This is a genomic window from Roseateles sp. YR242 (assembly GCF_900109745.1).
In the GTDB taxonomy this organism is placed as follows: domain Bacteria; phylum Pseudomonadota; class Gammaproteobacteria; order Burkholderiales; family Burkholderiaceae_C; genus Roseateles.
In genome coordinates this window covers 789729-809269 of sequence record NZ_FOAV01000002.1, presented here as the reverse complement: position 1 = coordinate 809269, position 19541 = coordinate 789729, and the positions used below count along the sequence as shown (strand labels likewise).

The window sequence follows — 19541 nt, the reverse complement described above, 5'->3', positions numbered from 1 at the left end:
TTGAGCCCCTGGAACAGCATGGCGGACCCCCAACGTCGATAAGTGTGCCGTTGATTATGGGAGTGGGCTCCGCGGGCGGCAACCAGCGGCCAGGGTGGGTGATCCCCGCGTTCACGCGGATCGGGACGGCGAATGTGACGTCGTGCGCAGGCGGCGATGGCGCAGCCCGGCCTTCACATGCTGCGCCGGTACTGCCCCCCCACCTCGAACAGCGCTGCCGTGATCTGGCCCAGAGAGCAGACCCGTACCGCCTCCATCAGCACCTCGAACACGTTGCCGTTATCGATCACAGCTTGCTGCAATTGCTTGAGCAACGCCGGAGCCTGGGCCGCATGGCGGGTCTGGAAGGCTTCCAGCCGCTGCAACTGGCCGGACTTCTCCTGCTCGGTCGATCTGGCCAGCTCGATGTGTTCCGGCACCGGGTCCCCCTGCGGGTTGCGGAAGGTGTTCACCCCGATGATGGGGAACTCACCGGTGTGCTTGAGCATCTCGTAATGCATCGACTCTTCCTGGATCTTGCCGCGCTGGTAGCCCGTTTCCATGGCCCCCAGCACCCCGCCCCGTTCAGCAATGCGCTCGAACTCGGCCAGCACCGCCTCCTCCACCAGCGCCGTCAGCTCCTCGATGATGAAGGCGCCCTGGCTGGGGTTCTCATTCTTCGCCAGGCCCCATTCGCGGTTGATGATGAGCTGAATGGCCATGGCGCGGCGCACTGACTCCTCGGTGGGCGTGGTGATCGCCTCGTCGTAGGCATTGGTGTGCAGCGAGTTGCAGTTGTCGTAGACGGCGATCAGCGCCTGCAGCGTGGTGCGGATGTCGTTGAACGCGATCTCCTGCGCATGCAGGCTGCGGCCGGACGTCTGGACGTGGTACTTCAGCTTCTGGCTGCGCTCGTTGGCCCCGTAGCGGTCCCGCAGGGCCACGGCCCAGATGCGCCGGGCCACACGGCCCAGCACGGTGTACTCCGGGTCCATGCCGTTGCTGAAGAAGAAGCTCAGGTTGGGGGCGAAGTCGTCGATGTCCATGCCGCGCGCCAGGTAGGCCTCCACAAAGGTGAAGCCATTGGAGAGCGTGAAGGCCAGCTGCGAGATCGGGTTCGCGCCGGCTTCAGCGATGTGATAGCCGCTGATCGATACCGAGTAGAAGTTGCGCACGTTGTGCCGTACAAAGTAGTCGGCGATGTCGCCCATCACCTTCAGCGAGAACTCGGTCGAGAAGATGCAGGTGTTCTGGCCCTGGTCCTCCTTGAGGATGTCGGCCTGCACGGTGCCCCGCACCTGGGTCAGCACCATGGCCCGGATGCCGGCGGCCTCGTCGGCCGTCGGCGCGCGGCCGTGCTCCTGGTGGAAGCGCGCCAGGCGCTGGTCGATGGCGGTGTTCATGAACATCGCCAGGATGGTGGGCGCTGGGCCGTTGATGGTCATGGAGACCGAGGTCGTCGGATCGCAAAGATCAAAGCCGTCGTACAGCACCTTCATGTCGTCCAGCGTGGCGATGCTCACGCCGGAGTTGCCGACCTTGCCGTAGATGTCGGGCCGCGGGGCTGGGTCGGCGCCATACAGCGTCACCGAGTCGAAGGCTGTGGAGAGGCGCTTGGCAGGCAGACCTTCGGACACCAGCTTGAAACGGCGGTTGGTACGGAAGGCATCCCCTTCACCGGCAAACATGCGGGTCGGGTCTTCACCTTCGCGCTTGAACGGGAACACACCGGCCGTGAAGGGGAAGTAGCCTGGCAGGTTCTCCAGCATCAGCCATTTCAGCAGTTCGCCATGGTCCTCATAGGTCGGCAGCACCACCTTGCGGATCCGCGTGCCGGAGAGGCTGCTCGAGACCAGCGCGGTGCGTTGCTCCCGATCGCGGATCTTCACCACATAGTCGTCGCCCGCATAGGCCTGCTGCACCTCGGGCCACCGCGCCAGCAGCCCCCGGGCGTCAGCATCCAGCCGTGCCTGGCGGTCCTCGGCCAGCGCATGCAGCGCCGAGACGTCCGCCGCCGCGTCGGCCTCGCCCAGCATGGCCGCGCTGGCCTGGAGCTGCTGCACTTCACGTGCCAGGCGTGCCTGCGCCTGTGCGCGGCGCTTGTAGGCCCGCACCGCATCGGCAATCTCCGCCAGATACCGCGCACGCGCCGGCGGCACGATGGGGGTCTGGTGCGTGCTGAAACGTGTGTCCGCCAGCGGCAACCGGCCAGCGGAGAGCGACAGGCCCAACGCGGCGAGCCGCGGCTTGAGCGCCTGGTAGAGCGCGGTCACGCCGTCGTCATTGAAGCGGCTGGCCATGGTGCCGAACACCGGCATCTCCTCCGGCTTGCGGCCCCAGGCCTCGCGGTTGCGCTGCACCTGCTTGGCCACATCGCGCCAGGCATCGGCCGCACCCTTGCGGTCGAACTTGTTGATGGCCACGAACTCGGCAAAGTCCAGCATGTCGATCTTCTCGAGCTGGCTGGCCGCGCCGAACTCCGGCGTCATCACATACATCGGCACATCCACATGCGGCACGATGGCGGCATCCCCCTGGCCGATGCCCGAGGTCTCCACGATGACCAGGTCAAAGCCGGCCGCCTTCGCCGCCGCGATCACATCCGGCAGCGCCTTGGAGATCTCCGAGCCGAAATCCCGCGTGGCCAGTGAACGCATGTACACCCTGGGGCCTGCCGACCACGGGCTGATCGCGTTCATGCGGATGCGGTCACCCAGCAGCGCGCCGCCACTCTTGCGGCGCGAGGGGTCGATGGAGATCACCGCCACGCGCAGCCGGTCGCCCTCATCCAGCCGCAGGCGGCGGATCAGTTCGTCCGTGAGGCTGGACTTGCCCGCCCCACCCGTGCCGGTGATGCCCAGCACCGGGGCGCGAATATCGGCGGCGGTGGCCCGCAAGGCCTGGGTGAAGGCCTGGAAGTCCGGATCGGCCTGCTCGTTCTCCAGTGCGGTGATGGTGCGCGCCAATGCGCGCCAGGCGGCTTCGTCATGGCCCTGCAGGTCCTCCAGACGGTAGGGCGCCCGGGCGGCCAGTGCCTGGTCGCAGCGCATCAGCATCTCGCCGATCATGCCTTGCAGGCCCATGCGCTGACCGTCTTCCGGGCTGTAGATGCGCACGCCGTGGTCGTTCAGGTCGCGGATCTCGGCGGGCACGATCACGCCGCCGCCGCCGCCAAACACCTGGATGCTGTCGCCGCCGCGCTGCTTCAGCAGCTCCACCATGTATTTGAAGTACTCGACATGGCCACCTTGGTAGCTGCTCACGGCAATGCCCTGCGCGTCCTCCTGCAAGGCGGCGGTGACCACTTCGTCCACCGAGCGGTTGTGGCCCAGGTGGATCACCTCCGCCCCCATGCCCTGCAGGATGCGCCGCATGATGTTGATGGCGGCGTCATGCCCGTCGAACAGACTGGCGGCGGTCACGAAACGGACCTTGTGGGTAGGGCGGTACTCGGCCAGGGCCTGGTACGCGGCGGACATCTCGGTCATACGGTTGTCTCCAGCACGGCCGCCCGCGTCCGTCGTGATTGCAGACTGTGTCGCTCGTGGCGACGCTGGGCGTTCCGGTTGCGGTCGATTCTAGGCGCCGATTGACGTTAACGTAAACGGTATCCAAGGGTAAACCCTCTTATCCGCCCCCGCCATGTTGAAACCGTGTCGCCGCCGCCCGCCGCCCGCCGCCCGCCGCCCGCCGCCCGCTGCCCGCCGCCCGCCGCCCGCCGCCCGCTGCCCGCTGCCCGCCACTGCCATCGCCATCGCCATCGCCATCGCCATCGCCATCGCCCGCCACCGCGGCATGAAACTTGCGCGGCGCCCACGGTGCAAGCCCCCCGCCCACCCTCCACGCCAGCACCGCCGTCCGCGCCTTCTGCGCCTACTGCGTCGGCCGCGCCACACAGCTCGCCGCCCGCCACCCAGGGCCTGCGGGTGCTGCTCATCGACGACGGCGCACACCGTGTGCACCTGCTGAGCGAAGAACTGGCCCGCCAGGGCTGTGAGGTCGTCGGCGTGATCGAGCAGGCCACCTTGATCCACGACTGCGTGCTGCGGCTGCAGCCGGACGTGGTCATCGTCGATGCGGAGTCCCCCACGCGCGACACCCTGGAGAACCTGGCAACCCTGTCGGCGCGCATGCCACGGCCCGTGGTCGTGTTTTCAGAGGACGCCGACCAGGCCCCCATGCGCCGCGCCATCAAGGCCGGTGTCAGCGCCTATGTGGTGGCCGGGCTGCAGGCACAGCGGCTGGCGCCGGTGCTGCAGGTGGCCATTACCCGTTTCGAGCAGGACCTTGCGCTGCGCGAGGAGCTCAACAAGGCCCAGGTGCAATTGGCCTCCCGCAAGCTGGTGGACCGCGCCAAGGGCATCTTCATGAGCGAGCTGGGCCTGGACGAGGACAAGGCCTACCAGCGCCTGCGGCGCCTCGCCATGGACCGTGGCGAGACCCTGGCGCAGGTCGCGCAGCGCGTGATCGACGCGCATGAGCTGCTGCGCCCGGGCTGAGCGGGGCCGGACCGAGCTTGAGGTGGAAACCGGCGCAGGCAGGTCCTGCGCGACGGACTGGTCAAGCCATGCACCGTGGTGGCGCACCATTGCGGCGCAATCGGCCACCGGACAGTGCACGGCCGCCGTTCCCGGTCTGGCGCCGCAGCCCACCGTGCCAGCGCACTCCCCCCCGGGTAGGGACGGCAGGTCTTCCGCTGGCGCGTGATGGCAGCGGGCTGCGCTCCCGCTGGCACGCTTCATGCGAGACCGTTGCTGAGGCCTGCAACGGCGTAGGCCTCCTGCCCATCGGCGAATTGGACAAAGGCGTCCGATCCGGTGTGTGCCGCTGCTGCGGCACGCGCCCGATCGAGACGCCTTTTTTGTTTGTTCTGGCCACTTGCGCGGCAAGCGCCGCGCGGCATCGGAGATTCCTGCATGCACAACAGTTCCAGCGGTCCCAGCGGTTCCGAGACATCCAAGGAGGGTTTGATGAGTGCTGAGCGTCGCAAGCTGCTCGCCACGGGCGCGGCCTTGTCCGGCCTGTCGGCCATTCCGGGCGGGGGCGCCTGGGCGGCGGGCTCTGACAAGCCGGAGAAGGAGGAAGTCCGCATTGGCTTCATCCCGCTGACCGACTGCGCCTCGGTGGTCATGGCCGCTGCCCTGGGCTTCGACAAGAAGTACGGCATCAAGATCGTGCCCACCAAGGAGGCCTCCTGGGCCGGTGTGCGCGACAAGCTGGTCAACGGCGAGCTGGACATGGCCCATGTGCTCTATGGCCTCATCTATGGCGTGCACCTGGGTGTGGCGGGTCCCAAGAAGGACATGGCCATCCTGATGACCCTGAACAACAACGGCCAGGCCATCACCCTGTCGAAGAAGCTGGCCGATGCAGGCGCCACCGACATCGGCTCGCTGGCCAAGGTGATGCAGAAGGACAAGCGCGAATACACCTTCGCCCAGACCTTCCCCACCGGCACCCACGCCATGTGGCTCTATTACTGGCTGGCCACCGCGGGCATCCATCCGATGAAGGAGGCCAAGGTCATCACCGTGCCGCCGCCGCAGATGGTAGCCAACATGCGGGTGGGCAACATGGACGGCTTCTGCGTGGGCGAGCCCTGGGGCCACCGCGCCATCATCGATGGCATCGGGATCACCGCCATCACCACGCAGGACATCTGGAAGGACCATCCCGAGAAGGTGCTCGGCACCACTGGCGACTTCGTCAAGAAGTACCCCAACACCGCTCGTGCCGTGATCATGGCGGTGCTGGAGGCCAGCCGCTGGATCGATGCCAGTCTGTCCAACAAGCAGAAGATGGCCGAGACCATTGCCGACAAGGCCTACGTCAACACCAGTGTGGACGCCATCAACCAGCGCATCCTGGGCCGCTATCAGAACGGCCTGGGCAAGACCTGGGACGACCCCAACTACATGAAGTTCTTCAATGATGGTGCGGTCAACTTTCCCTACCTGTCGGACGGCATGTGGTTCCTCACGCAGCACAAGCGCTGGGGCCTGCTCAAGGAGCATCCGGACTATCTGGGCGTGGCGCGGCAGATCAACCAGATCGACCTCTACAAGTCGGCCGCCTCGGCCCTGGGCGTGAGCGTGCCCAAGGAGGTGGTCCGCACCAGCAAGCTCATGGACGGCGTGGTCTGGGACGGCAAGGACCCCGCCAAATACGCCGACAGCTTCAAGGTGCGGGCCTGACGGCGCCGCGCTTTCGCGCGTCGTTCAAGCGTCGTTCTAGCGCCCATCAGGTGCCCATCAAGTGCCCATCAGCCTCATTGCCGCCAGGAGAGTGCCATGGTCAGTGCAGTATTCCATTCCCCCAGTGACGGCAGTGCCGGTCCGGTGACCGTCTCGGTCGCGGCGTCGCCCCTGCCTTTGGCCCGTGATGCCCAGCCCACCAGTGTGGTGTCTCCAACGCCGGCACCCGTGCCGATGACACCGATGCCGGTGGTCAGCAGGCCGCCCTGGCGCCATGCGGCGGCCTGGCGCGCCTTCTGGATGCGGGTGCTGCCCCCGGTGGTCGGCCTGGCCGTGCTGCTGCTGGTCTGGCAACTGGCCACGCAGAAGGGCGGCGCCTTCCCGACGCCAGCGTCCACCTGGGAGGCCGCCGTCAAGCTGTTCTCCGATCCCTTCTATCGCAACGGCCCGAATGACCAGGGCATTGGCTGGAACGTCCTGAACTCGCTGCAGCGCGTGGCCCTGGGTTTTGGCCTGGCAGCGGCGGTGGGCATTCCGCTGGGCTTCGTGATCGGCCGCTTTGATTTCGCCAGCCGCATGCTCTCGCCACTGATCAGCCTGCTCAAGCCGGTCTCCCCGCTGGCGTGGCTGCCGATCGGCCTGTTGGTCTTCAAGAGCGCCAACCCTGCGGCCATCTGGACCATCTTCATCTGCTCCATCTGGCCCATGGTGGTCAACACCGCCGTCGGTGTGCAGCGTGTGCCGCAGGACTATCTCAATGTGGCACGTGTGCTGCGCCTGTCTGAATGGAAGCTGGTCACCCGCATCCTGCTGCCGGCGGTCATGCCCTACCTGCTCACGGGCGTGCGGCTCTCGGTGGGCACTGCCTGGCTGGTGATCGTCGCGGCCGAGATGCTGACCGGTGGCACCGGCATCGGCTTCTGGGTGTGGGACGAGTGGAACAACCTCAACGTGCAGCACATCCTCATCGCCATCTTCGTGATCGGCCTGGTGGGCATGCTGCTGGAGTGGATGCTGGTCTCGCTGGCCCGCCGCTTCGAGTGATAGCGCCGTGTCTCCCGCTTCCACTGTCTCTCGCCTTATTTCGTGATCCTCCCAGGAGCCCAACATGACGACCCAATCCTTGGCGCCATTCGTGCGGGTGCAGCAGGCCGACATGGTGTTCACGACCAAGCAGGGCAAATTCCCTGCGCTGCGTGACATCAACCTCGACATTGCCCGCGGTGAGTTCGTGTCGCTGATCGGCCATTCCGGCTGCGGCAAGTCCACCCTGCTCAATCTCATCGCCGGGCTGCTGCGGCCCACCAACGGCGGCCTGCTGTGCGACGGACGCGAGATCGCGGGCCCGGGCCCCGAGCGCGCGGTGGTGTTCCAGAACCACTCGCTGCTGCCGTGGCTGAGTTGCTTCGACAACGTGATGCTGGCCGTCGAGACGGTCTTCGGCCCTCGCGAATCGAAGCCCCGCCTCATCGAGCGCACCGAGGCGGCGCTGCAACTCGTCGGCATGGGGCATGCGATGGCCAAGCGCCCCCATGAGATCTCCGGCGGCATGAAGCAGCGGGTGGGCATTGCCCGTGCACTGGCCATGGAGCCCAAGGTGCTGCTGATGGACGAGCCCTTCGGCGCGCTGGATGCACTGACCCGCGCCCATCTGCAGGACGAGCTGCTCAAGATCGTCGCTGCCACGCACAGCACCGTGGTGATGGTCACCCACGATGTGGACGAGGCCGTGCTGCTGTCCGACCGCATCGTGATGATGACCAACGGCCCGGCCGCCACCATCGGCGAGATCCTCCCCGTCACGCTGGCACGCCCGCGTGACCGGGTGGCGCTGGCGGAGGACCCGGTCTACATGCATGCCCGCAAGGCCGTGATCGATTTCCTCTACACCCGCCACCGTCACGGCGAGTCGGCAGCCGCCTGAGGCGCCACGCCCGACGCGTGACGCTCAGCCCAGGATGAGCTGCAGGCTCTGCTGATACAGGCCCGTCAACATGTCCAGCTGGTGGAGCAACACTTCGCTGCTGCGGGCCAGGCCGGTGGCCGCCTCCTTGCCGTGGGTGTCGCGCAGGCAGCGCATCAGGCGCAGCCACTCCGCGCCCACCTCGGCCTGCAGGGCACGGATGGCCTCGCTGGAGAGCGGCGCCGCCTCCAGCTCCACCAGCCCGGCGGCAAACCGGTCCAGGCTGTCCGCCAACGCGCCGGCATCACGCTGCGGCAGCAGGTCCGCCAGCAAGGCTTCTTTCGTCAGCTGCTGGCTCAGCATGCGCTGGCGCCCGCACAGGTTCACGATGTGCAAGGGCCGGCCCATGCCGGCGGCGGCGATGTCCGTCGCGAGCCGGTCCGACAGGTCCAGCAAGGTTTGCGCGGCCGCGTCCGCTTCCAGCAGCAGGGCGAGGTCAGGTTTGCCGCGCAGGCAGCGCTGCAGTCGCTCCCAGGCCAGCGTCAGCGCGGCCAGGTCCACGTCTGCCGCCAACAAGCTGGGCAGTCGAGCCAGGTTGGCGGACACCCGCTCGCAGCTTTCGTCCTGCAGCAGCTTTGCACGCTTGGCCTCGATGCCGGCGGCGCGCTGGGCCATCAGCTTGACCAGCCGCTGGCTGAGCATGCGCTGCTGGCCGGCCAGGTTTACCGCCTCGGCACGCTGGGCCGCATGGACCACCGACCGGGCCACCTCGCCCAGCCGCAGATGGGCATGCATGGCGGCTTCACGCAGCAGGCGGAAGGCGCCGCCCTCATCCAGGTCGCGCGCGGTCATCAGCAGGCCCTTGGCGCGCTCGGTCCATTTGCGGTCGTCCAGCTGGCCCTGGATCAGTGCAAGTTGGGCCGCGTGGGCCTGCGCGCGCCAGACCGCCCAGCGGAGTTGGCGATGCAGCGCCTCGGTGCTGACCGGTGCCTCCAGCCACACCTCCACGCCCAGCGCCAGGGCGCGACGCTGCCGTTGCGGCGTGGTGTCCGCCGAGACACAGACGCCGGGCGGGAGCTGCCGTCCGTCCTCGGCCGAACCTGCCGCCCGGGCGGCTTCCAGGGTGTCCAGCCACGCCTCCAGTGCCGCCGGGCTGTCCGCGTGCAGCAGCAGGGCATCGGGGGCATGGGCCTGGACCGCATGCACCAGGCTGTTGCGCTCGTCCTGGTGCAGGTGTGCGCAGATCCAGTGCATCGGCGCCCCTTTATCTTCCCTGGCCAGCCATGGCTGGCCCAGCAGCAGGACGCGCGCGGGCGCTTCGTCGGCCGTCGGGGCGGTGGGCAAGGGCAGCGGTGAGGCGGGGGCGATCATGGCCTGTACAGAGAGAGATTGCGGTCCAACCTGTCCATCGAGGAAGCGCTGCAGCATACGGCAGGGAAGGGGCCTGACGCGAGGCCCGTCCGGGCAGCCCCTGATGGCACAGGACTTGCGAGAGAACCGGTGGGGTGCAACGACGCGCCCCGCCCCGCGATGCTCCGCCATCGCCCCCATCTCGCCGCCCTGCGGCGTCCCATCCTTCATTCGGCCTCGCCGAGCCTGGTGCTCGACGCGGCCTTTTTGCGTTTGCAGCCATGGCAGTGTTCTTCCGGACCTTCCTGAGATCAGGCCACGCGCCCACCCTGGGCGCCGCCTTCCTGTACTTCGCGTGCTCCTGCTGTATCTGGGTGCTCAATGGGGCGCTGGCGCCCTTCATCAGCGAGGCCTACCAGCTCACTGCGTCCCAGAAGGGCCTGATGCTGTCGATTCCCATCATGGCCGGCGCGCTGATGCGGTTTCCGCTGGGGGTGCTGTCGCAGTACATCGGGCGCAAGAAAGCCACGCTGGTGGAAATGGTGCTGATCGCCGTGGCCATGCTCTACGGCTTCTTCATGGTCGAGAGTTTCAACGACCTGCTGGCCATGGGCGTGCTGCTGGGCATTGCTGGCGCCAGCTTCGGCGTGGCGCTGTCGCTGGGGGCGGGCTGGTACCCGCCGCGCTACAAGGGCCTGGCCATGGGGCTGGTGGGGGCGGGCAATGTCGGCACGGCCGTGTCGGTGCTGCTGGCACCGCCGCTGGCGCAGTGGCTCGGCTGGCAGGCCGTTTATGCGGTCGCGGCCGGGGCCATCCTGGTGCCCATGGTGGTGATGATCGTTTTTGCCAAGGAGCCACCGGATGTGGATGCCCATGCCGGGCTGCGCGACCACGTGGCCTGCCTCGTCGAGAAGGACGGCTGGGCCTTCAGCCTGATCTATGCCGTCACCTTCGGCGGTTTCATCGGCCTCACCACCTTCCTGCCCACTTATTACTACGACCAGTTCGGTGTCTCCAAGGTGCAGGCCGGGCAGCTCACCATGCTGGCCGCCTTCATGGGCGCGGCGGTACGCGTGCTGGGCGGCTGGATGTCGGACCGCTGGGGTGGTGTGAACACCCTCACCGTGGTGCTGGTCGTGGTGAGTGTCTCGCTGGTGCTGGTCGGGCTGTCGGCGCAGTCCCTCGTGCTGACCACCGCACTGCTGATGCTGTGTTTTGCTGCGCTGGGGGCGGGCAACGGCGCGCTGTTCCAGCTCGTTCCGCTGCGCTGGCCGACCGCCACCGCCGTCGCCGGTTCGATGATCGGCGAGATCGGTGCATTGGGCGGTGGTGCGGTGCCCAACCTGATGGGCATTTCCCGGCAGTACGCCGGCACCTATCTCTGGGGCTTTGTCGTGTTTGCCGCGTTCGGCCTGGCCATGCTGGTGGTGATGCGCGTCATGCAGGTGCGCTGGACCCGCACCTGGGTCGAGCGCGGCGGACGTGCGCGTGGCGTGGTGGTGCCCGAGGTCGCCAAGGGTGATCCGATGACCGGCCATGGCGAGACCGCCGCCGTGGCCTCCTTCCGTATGGAGAGTGCCGCATGAAAAAGATGAAGCTGGTGATGGTGGGCAACGGCATGGCCGGCGTGCGCACCCTGGAAGAGCTGCTCAAGATCGCTCCGGACCTGTACGAGGTCACGGTCTTCGGTGCCGAGCCGCATCCCAACTACAACCGCATCCTCCTGAGCCCCGTGCTGGCCGGTGAACAGACGCTGGACGAGATCATCCTCAACCCGGTCTCCTGGTATGAGGAGAACCAGATCACGCTGCACCTGGGCAAGCGCGTCACGAAGATCGATCGCGTGCGCCGGCAGGTCATCGCCGAAGATGGCACGGTGGCGGACTACGACCGGCTGCTGATCGCCACCGGCTCCTCGCCATTCATCCTGCCGGTGCCCGGCAAGGAACTGGAAGGCGTCATCGCCTACCGCGACATCGCCGACACCAACACCATGATCGAGGCGGCGCAGAAGTACCAGCATGCCGTGGTCATCGGCGGTGGGCTGCTGGGCCTGGAGGCGGCCAACGGGCTGATGCTGCGCGGCATGCAGGTCACCGTGGTCCACCTCAATGCCTGGCTGATGGAACGCCAGCTGGACGATCAGGCCGGTGACCTGCTGCGCAAGTCCCTGCAGGACCGCGGGCTGCGCTTCAAGCTGGGCGCCCAGACCGAGGCGCTGATCGGCGGCACCGACGGCCGTGTCCTGGCGGTGCGTTTTTCGGACGGCACCGAGATCCCGGCAGACCTGGTGGTCATGGCCGCCGGCATCCGTCCCAACACCAGCCTGGCCGAAAGCGCCGGCCTGCACTGCCATCGTGGCGTGGTCGTCACCGACACGCTGCAGACCGTTACCGACCCCCGCATCTACGCCGTGGGTGAGTGCGCCGCACACCGCGGTATTGCCTACGGCCTGGTGGCGCCACTGTTCGAGCAGGGCAAGGTCTGCGCCAACCACCTGGCGCAGTTCGGCATCGGCCGCTACCTGGGCAGCCAGACCAGCACCAAGCTCAAGGTCACCGGCATCGACCTGTTCTCCGCCGGGGACTTCATGGGCGGCGAGGGCACCGAAGAGATCGTGATGAGCGACCCCTTCGCCGGGGTCTACAAGAAGCTGGTCATCAAGGACGACCAACTGGTGGGCGCCTGCCTGTATGGCGACACGGTGGACGGAAGCTGGTACTTCAAGCTGCTGCGTGATGGCCGCAAGATTGGCGACATCCGCGACAAGCTGATGTTCGGCGAGAGCAACATCGGCGACGTTGGCCACCAGGGCCACAACAAGGCTGCCGCCATGGCCGACAGCGACGAGGTCTGCGGCTGCAATGGTGTCAACAAGGGCAGCATCTGCAAGGCCATCAAGGACAAGGGCCTGTTCACCCTGGAAGAGGTGAGGAAACACACCAAGGCCAGCGCCTCCTGCGGCTCCTGCACCGGCCTGGTGGAGCAGCTGCTGATGTTCACCGCCGGTGGCGACTACTCCGCCACGCCCAAGAAAAAGGCCATCTGCGGCTGCACCGAGAAGAGCCATCAGGAAGTGCGCGATGCCATCTTCGATGAGCACCTGGTCCGCATGGCCGATGTCTTCGAGCGCCTGAACTGGAAGACCCCCAACGGCTGCGCCACCTGCCGCCCGGCGCTCAACTACTACCTGATCTCCTCCTGGCCCAAGGAGGCCCAGGACGATCCGCAGTCGCGCTATATCAACGAACGCAGCCACGCCAATATCCAGAAGGACGGTACCTACTCGGTCATCCCGCGGATGTGGGGCGGCGAGACCAGTGCCGACGAGTTGCGCCGCATCGCCGACGCGGTGGACAAATACAAGATCCCGACCGTCAAGGTCACCGGCGGCCAGCGCATCGACCTGCTGGGCGTGAAGAAGGAGGACCTGGTCCATGTCTGGCGGGACATCGGCATGCCCAGCGGCCATGCTTATGCCAAGGCGCTGCGCACGGTGAAGACCTGCGTGGGCTCTGAATGGTGCCGCATGGGCACCCAGGACAGCACCCAGATGGGCAAGGACCTGGAACGCGCCATGTGGCGCATGTATGCGCCCCACAAGGTCAAGTACGCCGTCAGCGGCTGCCCGCGCAACTGCGCCGAGGCCGGCATCAAGGACGTCGGCATCATCGGCGTCGATTCCGGCTGGGAGATGTACATCGCCGGCAACGGTGGCATCAAGACCGAGGTGGCCCACTTCTTCACCAAGCTCAAGACCGCCGAGGAGGTGCTGGAATACACCGGGGCCTTCATGCAGCTCTACCGCAAGGAGGGTTGGTACCTGGAGCGCACCGTGCACTACGTCAGCCGTGTGGGGCTGGACCATGTGAAGAAGCACATCCTCGAGGACCATGAGGGCCGCAAGGCGCTCTGGGCGGAGCTGCAGTTTGCGCTGGATGGTGAGCCCGATCCCTGGTTCGAATTCAGCAAGGCGCAGGTGGACCTGCGGCAGTTCGATGCGTTGCCGGCGTTGTCGGTGCCCGGCACCAACCCCACCGCCACCGGTGCACCCTCCACCTCGGTGGTGAGCGATGCCGTCGCTGCCACCGCCGACCGCTAGCCCTTCGCCAACCCACTGAGAACCCTGAGGTCCCCCATGTCTTCCTGGATCACCATCTGCGCCGTCACCGACATCCCCGTGCTGGGGGCCCGCCGCGTCAGCCGCGCCCAGGGGCCGGAGGTCGCGCTGTTTCGCACCTCGGACGACCAGGTGCATGCGCTGCTGGACCGTTGCCCCCACCGGGCCGGCCCACTCAGCCAGGGCATCGTGTTCGGCAACGCGGTCGCCTGCCCGCTGCACAACTGGACCATCGCCTTTGACAGCGGCTGTGCCCGCGAACCGGATGAGGGCCACACGCCGGTCTTCCAGGTGCGGGTCGAAGACGGCCAGGTGATGCTGGACCGCGAGGAGCTGGACACGGTTGGCATCGACCTGCCGCCGGTCAAGGCCGGTCCCTGCACCCGGGTGAGCTGCTGAGCCGAGGCGCCGCCGCCATGAACCGCACCACGCGATCGACCTGTCCCTACTGCGGTGTGGGCTGTGGCGTGCTGATCGACTCGACCCATGATGCGGATGGGGATCGCGTCACCGGCGTGCGCGGCGATCCGGACCATCCCGCCAATGCGGGCCGGCTCTGCACCAAGGGCGCGACGCTGCACCTGACCGCCACGCCGCTGGTCCGGCAGCATCAACGCCTGCTGCACCCGGCCTGGCGGGCCTCGCGCGCGTCCTCGCCGGCCCCGCTGGACTGGGACACCACCACCCAGCGCATCGCCGACCAGTTGCTGGCCATCCACACGGCCCATGGTCCGGATGCCATCGGCTTCTACATTTCCGGCCAGTTGCTCACCGAGGACTATCACGCGTTCAACAAGCTCGCGCGTGGCCTGGTCGGCACCAACAACATCGACAGCAACTCGCGCCTGTGCATGAGCGCTGCGGTGGTGGGCTACAAGCAATCGCTGGGGGCGGATGCGCCGCCGGCCTGTTATGAAGACCTGGAACAGGCGGACTGCCTGTTCATCGCCGGCTCCAATACGGCCTGGGCCCACCCCATCCTGTTCCGCCGCATCGAGGCCGCCCGCGCGGCGCGGCCGCACATGAAGATCATCGTGGTGGACCCACGCCGCACCGAGACCGCCGAGTTTGCCGACCTGCACCTGGCCTTGCGGCCCGGCAGCGATGTGGCGCTGTTCCAGGGGATGCTGCATGCCTGCATCTGGGAAGGCTGGATCGATCGTGACTTCATCGACCAGCACACGGCCGGTTTTGACACGCTGAAGGCGCTGGTCCGCACCATGACGCCCACTGAATCGGCGCGGCTCACCGGCCTGAAGGAAGCGCAGATCCTGGAGGCCGCGCAGTGGTTCGCCCGCTCGCCCGCCACCTTGTCCTTGTATTGCATGGGCCTGAACCAGAGCAGCAGCGGTACCGCCAAGAACACGGCGCTGATCAACCTGCATCTGGCCACCGGCCAGATCGGTCGCCCGGGGGCGGGCCCGTTCTCGCTGACCGGCCAGCCCAACGCCATGGGCGGCCGAGAAAGTGGCGGCATGGCCTCGTTGCTGCCGGGGCATCGTGACCCGGCCGTCGAGGCGCACCGTCACGAGGTGGCCCGCCTGTGGGGCAGTGACCCCTTGCCGGAGACGCCGGGCAAGACCGCCGTGGAGATGTTCCAGGCGGCCGCACGTGGTGAGATCAAGGCCCTGTGGATTGCCTGCACCAACCCGGCGCAGTCGCTCCCGGACCAGGCGCTGGTGCGCGCGGCCCTGTCGCGCTGCGAGCTGGTGATCCTGCAGGAGGCCTTCAGCGGCACCGCCACGGCCGACTTCGCCGACGTCCTGCTGCCCGCTGCCACCTGGGCGGAGAAGGAGGGCACGGTCACCAACAGCGAACGCCGCATCAGCCGCGTAAGGGCCGCCCTGCCGCCGGCCGGCGAGGCCCGCGAGGACTGGCGCATCGTGCGGGACGTGGCGCTGCGCATGCAGGCCGCGTTGCGGCCTGGGCGGCCCAGCCTGTTTGCGTGGGACCGTGCCGAGCAATTGTGGGAAGAGCACCGTGCCGCCACGCGGGGACGGGACCTGGACATCACCGGCCTGAGCTATCCGATGCTCGAAGCCGCGCCCGCACAGTGGCCCTGGCCCGAAGGCGCCACGGCCGGCCAGGCCCGTCTCTACGAAGACGGCCGCTTCGCCCATGCCGACGGCCGCGCGCGCTTCATCACCAAGCCCTTTGTGCCGACGGCGGAAGCCCAGGACGCGCGTTACCCCCTGGCGCTCACCACCGGCCGCCTGCGCGACCAATGGCACGGCATGAGCCGCAGTGGCGTCGTGCCCCGGTTGTTTGCCGGCGAGCCGTCGCCCGCCTTGAGCATGCACCCGGCCGACATGGCGCGCCGTCGCCTGGAAGAAGGCGCGCTGGTGCGTGTGCAATCACGGCGTGGCCCGTTGATCGTGCCGTTGCGAGGCGATGACCGACTGCCGCCGCAAGGCGCCTGGATGCCGATGCACTGGGGCAGCGAGTTCCTCGGCGGCCAGGGGCAGGCCGGGGTCAATGCGATCACCCAACCCGCCTTCTGTCCGGATGCCCGCCAGCCGGAGCTCAAGTTCGCGGCGATCTCGGTGGAGGCAGTGGACCTGCCGTGGCGCGTGGTGGGGGCGGCCTGGGTTGCGCCCGGCGAAGGCGCCGTGCTGCGCAGCCAACTGCGGGGCCTGATGGATGAAGCCGCCTATGCCAGTTGCCTGCCGGCGGTGGGTGATGGCAGTCAGGAGGGCTGGATTCTGGACCTGGCCTTTGCCGATCAACCCCCGGCCACGGTGGTGCAGGCCCTGGCCAGCGTGCTGCAGTTGAATGGCGTGGGGGTGCTGCGTTATGCCGACGGCCGCCGTGGCCGCAGCCGCCTGCTCAGGCTGGCTGGCGAGGGGGCCCAAGCCCGTTTGCAGGCCCTGCTGCGTGTGGGTGAGGGCGCCCAGGCCAACTGGCTGGACACGCTCTGGCGTGAGCAGACACCAGTGGCGCCCTTCGGCCGCCGCCTGCTGGCGCAGGACGCGGATCAACCGACGCCGCAGCAAAGCCCGCAGGTCTGCAACTGTCTGGATGTGAGAGAAGACGCGATCAAGGCCTGCCTCGCCCGCCAGCCAGCGGGCAGCCCGGCCGAACGTCTGGCCGGGCTGCAGGCGGCGCTGCGCTGCGGCACGCAATGCGGCTCCTGCCTGCCCACGCTGCGCCGCTGGGTGCAATCGACCGAGGAAGTGACATGACACAAGCCAACTTGACCGCCCCATCGTTGCCGGTGGTTTCTCTGGTCGGGGCCGGCCCCGGGGATCCGGAACTGCTCACCATCAAGGCGCTGAAGCGCCTGCAACAGGCCGAGGTGGTGCTCACCGACGACCTGGTCGACGCCCGTGTGCTGGCCTGCGTGCCGCCGCAGGCCCGTGTGCTGCGGGTGGGCAAGCGGGGGGGCTGTGTCTCTACCGAGCAGCGCTTCATCCATGAGCTCATGATTCGGGAGGCCCGTGCCGGCGCGCGCGTGGTGCGCCTCAAGGGCGGCGATCCGTTTGTATTCGGCCGTGGCGGCGAAGAGGTGGATGCGCTGCGCGAGGCGGGGCTGGCCGTCGAGGTGATCAACGGGCTCTCCGCGGGCCTGGCCGCGCCTGCCGCCGTGGGGGTGCCGGTCACCGACCGGCGCTGCACGCCGGGTGTGGCCTTTGTCACCGGCCACAACGGCGAACACGGCACCTTGCCTGACTGGGCCGCGCTGGCCCGCAGCCGGCTGACGCTGGTGGTCTACATGGGCCTGACACGGGCGGGCGAGATCAGCCAGGCCTTGATGGCAGGCGGGCTCGCGGCGCAGACGCCCGCAGTCATCGTCAGCGCGGCCCATACGCCCCGGCAGCGCGAGTGTTTCACCACGCTGGCGGACCTGCCTGCGGATATCGAGGCGCACGGCATGCAAAGCCCGGCGTTGCTGGTGATCGGCACGGTGGTGGCCCTGTCGTCCCAATGGCGAGAACAGGCGGGGCTGCCTGCTGCGAACCCAGGCGACACCGAGCCCGCCAGCACGCCTCCCCTGGTCAAGGCCAGCAGTCAGGCGGCCCGGACCGTCCAGGCGGCGTGAACGCACGCCCCTGACCCGGGCGGCGCGCGTTTGTCAGAAGGTTTGTCAGAAGGTTTGTCAGAAGGTTTCCCAGTCGCTGTCGTTCGGCGGCGCGACGGGGGAGGGCGCCTGGGGCTTGGGCACCGCCACTGCCTTGGGCGGTGTAGCGCGAGCGGGGGCCGCGCTACTCCCCACTGCGGGCGTCTTGGCCGTGTGGGTCTTGGCCTTGATCGGCGCCGGAGCGGCCTTTGGAGTTGCCTTTGCCAATGAGGACCGCGGTACGGTCGATGATGCGGTTGCGGCGGTTGCGGCGGGGGAGGGCGCCGATGACCGTACAGGCGACGGGGCAGGGCTGCCCAATGGCGCCCGTGCCAGCGCCCCACCCTGCATCCGGAAATGCGCCACCAGCCCGGTGAGCCGGCGCGCCTGCTCGTTCACGGACTCCGCCGCCGCTGCCGACTGCTCCACAAGCGCCGCGTTCTGCTGCGTCATCTGGTCCAGCTGGGCCACCGCGCCATTCACATGCCCGATGCCCTGGCTCTGTTCCACCGTGCTGGCACTGATCTCGCTGATGATGTCAGAGACCCGCTGCACACTGGCGACGATTTCCTGCATGGTGGCGCCGGCCTCGCGCACCAGTTGCGAACCCGCCTCCACCTTGGAGACGCTCTCACCGATCAACGACTTGATTTCCTTGGCGGCCCCCGCGCTGCGTTGCGCCAGGGCACGCACCTCGCTGGCCACTACCGCAAATCCGCGCCCCTGCTCGCCCGCCCGTGCCGCCTCCACGGCCGCATTCAGCGCCAGGATGTTGGTCTGGAAGGCAATGCCGTCGATGACACCGATGATGTCGTTGATCTTCTTGGCACTGGTGTCGATCTCGCCCATGGTGCCCACCACCTGGCCCACCACCACGCCACCGCGCTGCGCCACCTCGGCGGCGCTGCCGGCCAACTGGTTGGCGGTGCGGGCGCTGTCGGCGCTCTGCTGCACGGTGCCCGTCAGCTGCGCCAGCGACGACGAAGCCTGCTGCAGGTTGGACGCCGTCTGCTCGGTCCGGTGGCTCAGGTCGGTATTGCCGCTGGCAATTTCCTGGCTGGCCGTCTGCATGCTGTCCACGCTGCTGCGAAAACCCAGGATCACCGTTCGCAGCGAGGCCGTCATCTGTTGCAGCGCCTGCTGCACCTCACCAATCTCATCTCCCCGCAGCGCGGGTGCCTGGTCCGACAGGTCCCCTTCGCCGATGCGCTCCGCCTGCCGGACCAACTGCTTGAGCGGCTGCGAGATCGTGCGCACAAAATAGGCCGTGGCCACGGCCAGCAGCGCCACGATCAGGCCCATCACGCCCGCCACGGTCCAGACCGTGCGCATGCGCTCCGCGCCGGCCGCCTCCCGCAGTGCGGTGGCCTTGCCCTGCTGCAGCTGCACAAAGGCCTGCTGCGCCGCCAGGTATTGCTCGATGGCGGGCACCACCTTCTGCTTCAGCGCGGTGTGGGAGCCGTCCACCTGGCCATCCGCCTTCAGCTTGCCGGCCTCGTTGCGCGCGGCAATGTAGGCCTTGCGGCGCTCGGCGATGGTGGCCATGGCGGTTTTGTCGGCCGCATCATCGGCCAGCGCCTCCAGCTGCTTCTGGACCTCGTTGATGGTGTCCGTGGTGCGGGCGATGTCGGCCTTGAGCGCATCGGTCACGCTCATGTCGTTGGCAGCCAGGCCACCCTGCACCCGGCTGGCGTTGGCCTCGGTCAGCCCGCGCCAGCGCAGGGCCAGCTCGAAGCGTTGCTGTTGTTTTTCCTGCGTCACCTGGGAGACAGCCAGCAGGGCCCGCGTTCGCACGGCGGCCCCCACAGCCATGAGGACGGTCATCACCGCCATCACCAGCACAGGAATCCATAGACGGGTGGCGATTGAGAACTTCATCGGCAGCATGCTTTCGAGAATGCCCGGGCCGGGCTGGCCCTGGCAAGGGAAGGGTGCCTG

The 19541-nt window shown here is 67.9% G+C and carries 12 protein-coding genes; 9 read left to right on the top strand and 3 right to left on the bottom strand.

Annotated elements, in window-relative coordinates:
- Positions 1-173: 173 nt before the first annotated feature.
- On the bottom strand, positions 174-3467 hold the full coding sequence (gene icmF, locus BMY53_RS07130; protein WP_092945033.1) for a fused isobutyryl-CoA mutase/GTPase IcmF: 3294 nt from the start codon (positions 3465-3467) through the stop codon (positions 174-176).
- Positions 3468-3797: 330 nt separating this feature from the next.
- On the opposite strand from icmF, the gene BMY53_RS07125 reads away from it, so the two are divergent.
- The 4 genes from BMY53_RS07125 (at position 3798) to BMY53_RS07110 (ending at position 8097) form a co-directional block, all read left to right on the top strand.
- On the top strand, positions 3798-4478 hold the full coding sequence (locus BMY53_RS07125; protein WP_177200770.1) for an ANTAR domain-containing response regulator: 681 nt from the start codon (positions 3798-3800) through the stop codon (positions 4476-4478).
- A 471-nt stretch (positions 4479-4949) separates the two neighbouring features.
- A complete protein-coding gene (locus BMY53_RS07120) occupies positions 4950-6173 on the top strand; it encodes a CmpA/NrtA family ABC transporter substrate-binding protein (protein ID WP_092945181.1) in 1224 nt (407 codons plus the stop codon).
- Between the two features lie 96 nt (positions 6174-6269).
- The gene (gene ntrB, locus BMY53_RS07115) at positions 6270-7217 is read left to right on the top strand and encodes a nitrate ABC transporter permease (RefSeq protein WP_092945029.1); all 948 of its coding nucleotides are present in this window, start codon (positions 6270-6272) and stop codon (positions 7215-7217) included.
- A 64-nt stretch (positions 7218-7281) separates the two neighbouring features.
- On the top strand, positions 7282-8097 hold the full coding sequence (locus BMY53_RS07110) for an ABC transporter ATP-binding protein (protein ID WP_177200769.1): 816 nt from the start codon (positions 7282-7284) through the stop codon (positions 8095-8097).
- A gap of 24 nt (positions 8098-8121) precedes the next feature.
- On the opposite strand, the gene BMY53_RS07105 is transcribed toward BMY53_RS07110, so the two are convergent.
- The gene (locus BMY53_RS07105; RefSeq protein WP_092945027.1) at positions 8122-9447 is read right to left on the bottom strand and encodes an ANTAR domain-containing protein; all 1326 of its coding nucleotides are present in this window, start codon (positions 9445-9447) and stop codon (positions 8122-8124) included.
- A 260-nt stretch (positions 9448-9707) separates the two neighbouring features.
- Between BMY53_RS07105 and BMY53_RS07100 the strand changes: the two genes are divergently transcribed.
- Genes BMY53_RS07100 through cobA form a run of 5 tightly spaced genes read left to right on the top strand, consistent with a single transcriptional unit; the run spans position 9708 to position 17585 of the window.
- Positions 9708-11012 carry an MFS transporter gene (locus BMY53_RS07100; RefSeq protein ID WP_092945025.1) on the top strand — a complete coding sequence of 435 codons (1305 nt, stop codon included), beginning with the start codon at positions 9708-9710 and terminating at the stop codon, positions 11010-11012.
- Entirely contained in the window at positions 11009-13528 is a 2520-nt protein-coding gene (nirB, locus tag BMY53_RS07095; protein ID WP_092945023.1) for a nitrite reductase large subunit NirB, read from the top strand. Before BMY53_RS07100 ends, nirB begins: the two co-directional genes overlap by 4 nt.
- A 36-nt stretch (positions 13529-13564) precedes the next feature.
- Positions 13565-13945, top strand: coding sequence for a nitrite reductase small subunit NirD (nirD, locus tag BMY53_RS07090; RefSeq protein WP_092945021.1), 381 nt, complete (start codon positions 13565-13567; stop codon positions 13943-13945).
- 17 nt (positions 13946-13962) lie between these two features.
- Positions 13963-16728 carry a nitrate reductase gene (locus BMY53_RS07085; RefSeq protein WP_092945019.1) on the top strand — a complete coding sequence of 922 codons (2766 nt, stop codon included), beginning with the start codon at positions 13963-13965 and terminating at the stop codon, positions 16726-16728.
- Positions 16725-17585 carry a uroporphyrinogen-III C-methyltransferase gene (gene cobA / locus BMY53_RS07080; RefSeq protein WP_092945017.1) on the top strand — a complete coding sequence of 287 codons (861 nt, stop codon included), beginning with the start codon at positions 16725-16727 and terminating at the stop codon, positions 17583-17585. The genes BMY53_RS07085 and cobA overlap by 4 nt, the downstream gene beginning before the upstream one ends.
- 57 nt (positions 17586-17642) lie before the next feature.
- Here the strand turns inward: cobA and BMY53_RS26680 are convergent, their stop codons facing one another.
- Complete coding sequence (locus tag BMY53_RS26680) at positions 17643-19481, bottom strand: methyl-accepting chemotaxis protein (protein WP_092945178.1); 1839 nt, start codon at positions 19479-19481, stop codon at positions 17643-17645.
- Between the last annotated feature and the right edge of the window lie 60 nt (positions 19482-19541).

Coding starts and splice junctions, on each gene's coding strand:
- icmF (WP_092945033.1), bottom strand. CDS start 3,467: ATGACCGAGATGTCCGCCGCGTACCAGGCCCTGGCCGAGTACCGCCCT.
- BMY53_RS07120 (WP_092945181.1), top strand. CDS start 4,950: ATGAGTGCTGAGCGTCGCAAGCTGCTCGCCACGGGCGCGGCCTTGTCC.
- ntrB (WP_092945029.1), top strand. CDS start 6,270: ATGGTCAGTGCAGTATTCCATTCCCCCAGTGACGGCAGTGCCGGTCCG.
- BMY53_RS07110 (WP_177200769.1), top strand. CDS start 7,282: ATGACGACCCAATCCTTGGCGCCATTCGTGCGGGTGCAGCAGGCCGAC.
- BMY53_RS07105 (WP_092945027.1), bottom strand. CDS start 9,447: ATGATCGCCCCCGCCTCACCGCTGCCCTTGCCCACCGCCCCGACGGCC.
- BMY53_RS07100 (WP_092945025.1), top strand. CDS start 9,708: ATGGCAGTGTTCTTCCGGACCTTCCTGAGATCAGGCCACGCGCCCACC.
- nirB (WP_092945023.1), top strand. CDS start 11,009: ATGAAAAAGATGAAGCTGGTGATGGTGGGCAACGGCATGGCCGGCGTG.
- nirD (WP_092945021.1), top strand. CDS start 13,565: ATGTCTTCCTGGATCACCATCTGCGCCGTCACCGACATCCCCGTGCTG.
- BMY53_RS07085 (WP_092945019.1), top strand. CDS start 13,963: ATGAACCGCACCACGCGATCGACCTGTCCCTACTGCGGTGTGGGCTGT.
- cobA (WP_092945017.1), top strand. CDS start 16,725: ATGACACAAGCCAACTTGACCGCCCCATCGTTGCCGGTGGTTTCTCTG.
- BMY53_RS26680 (WP_092945178.1), bottom strand. CDS start 19,481: ATGAAGTTCTCAATCGCCACCCGTCTATGGATTCCTGTGCTGGTGATG.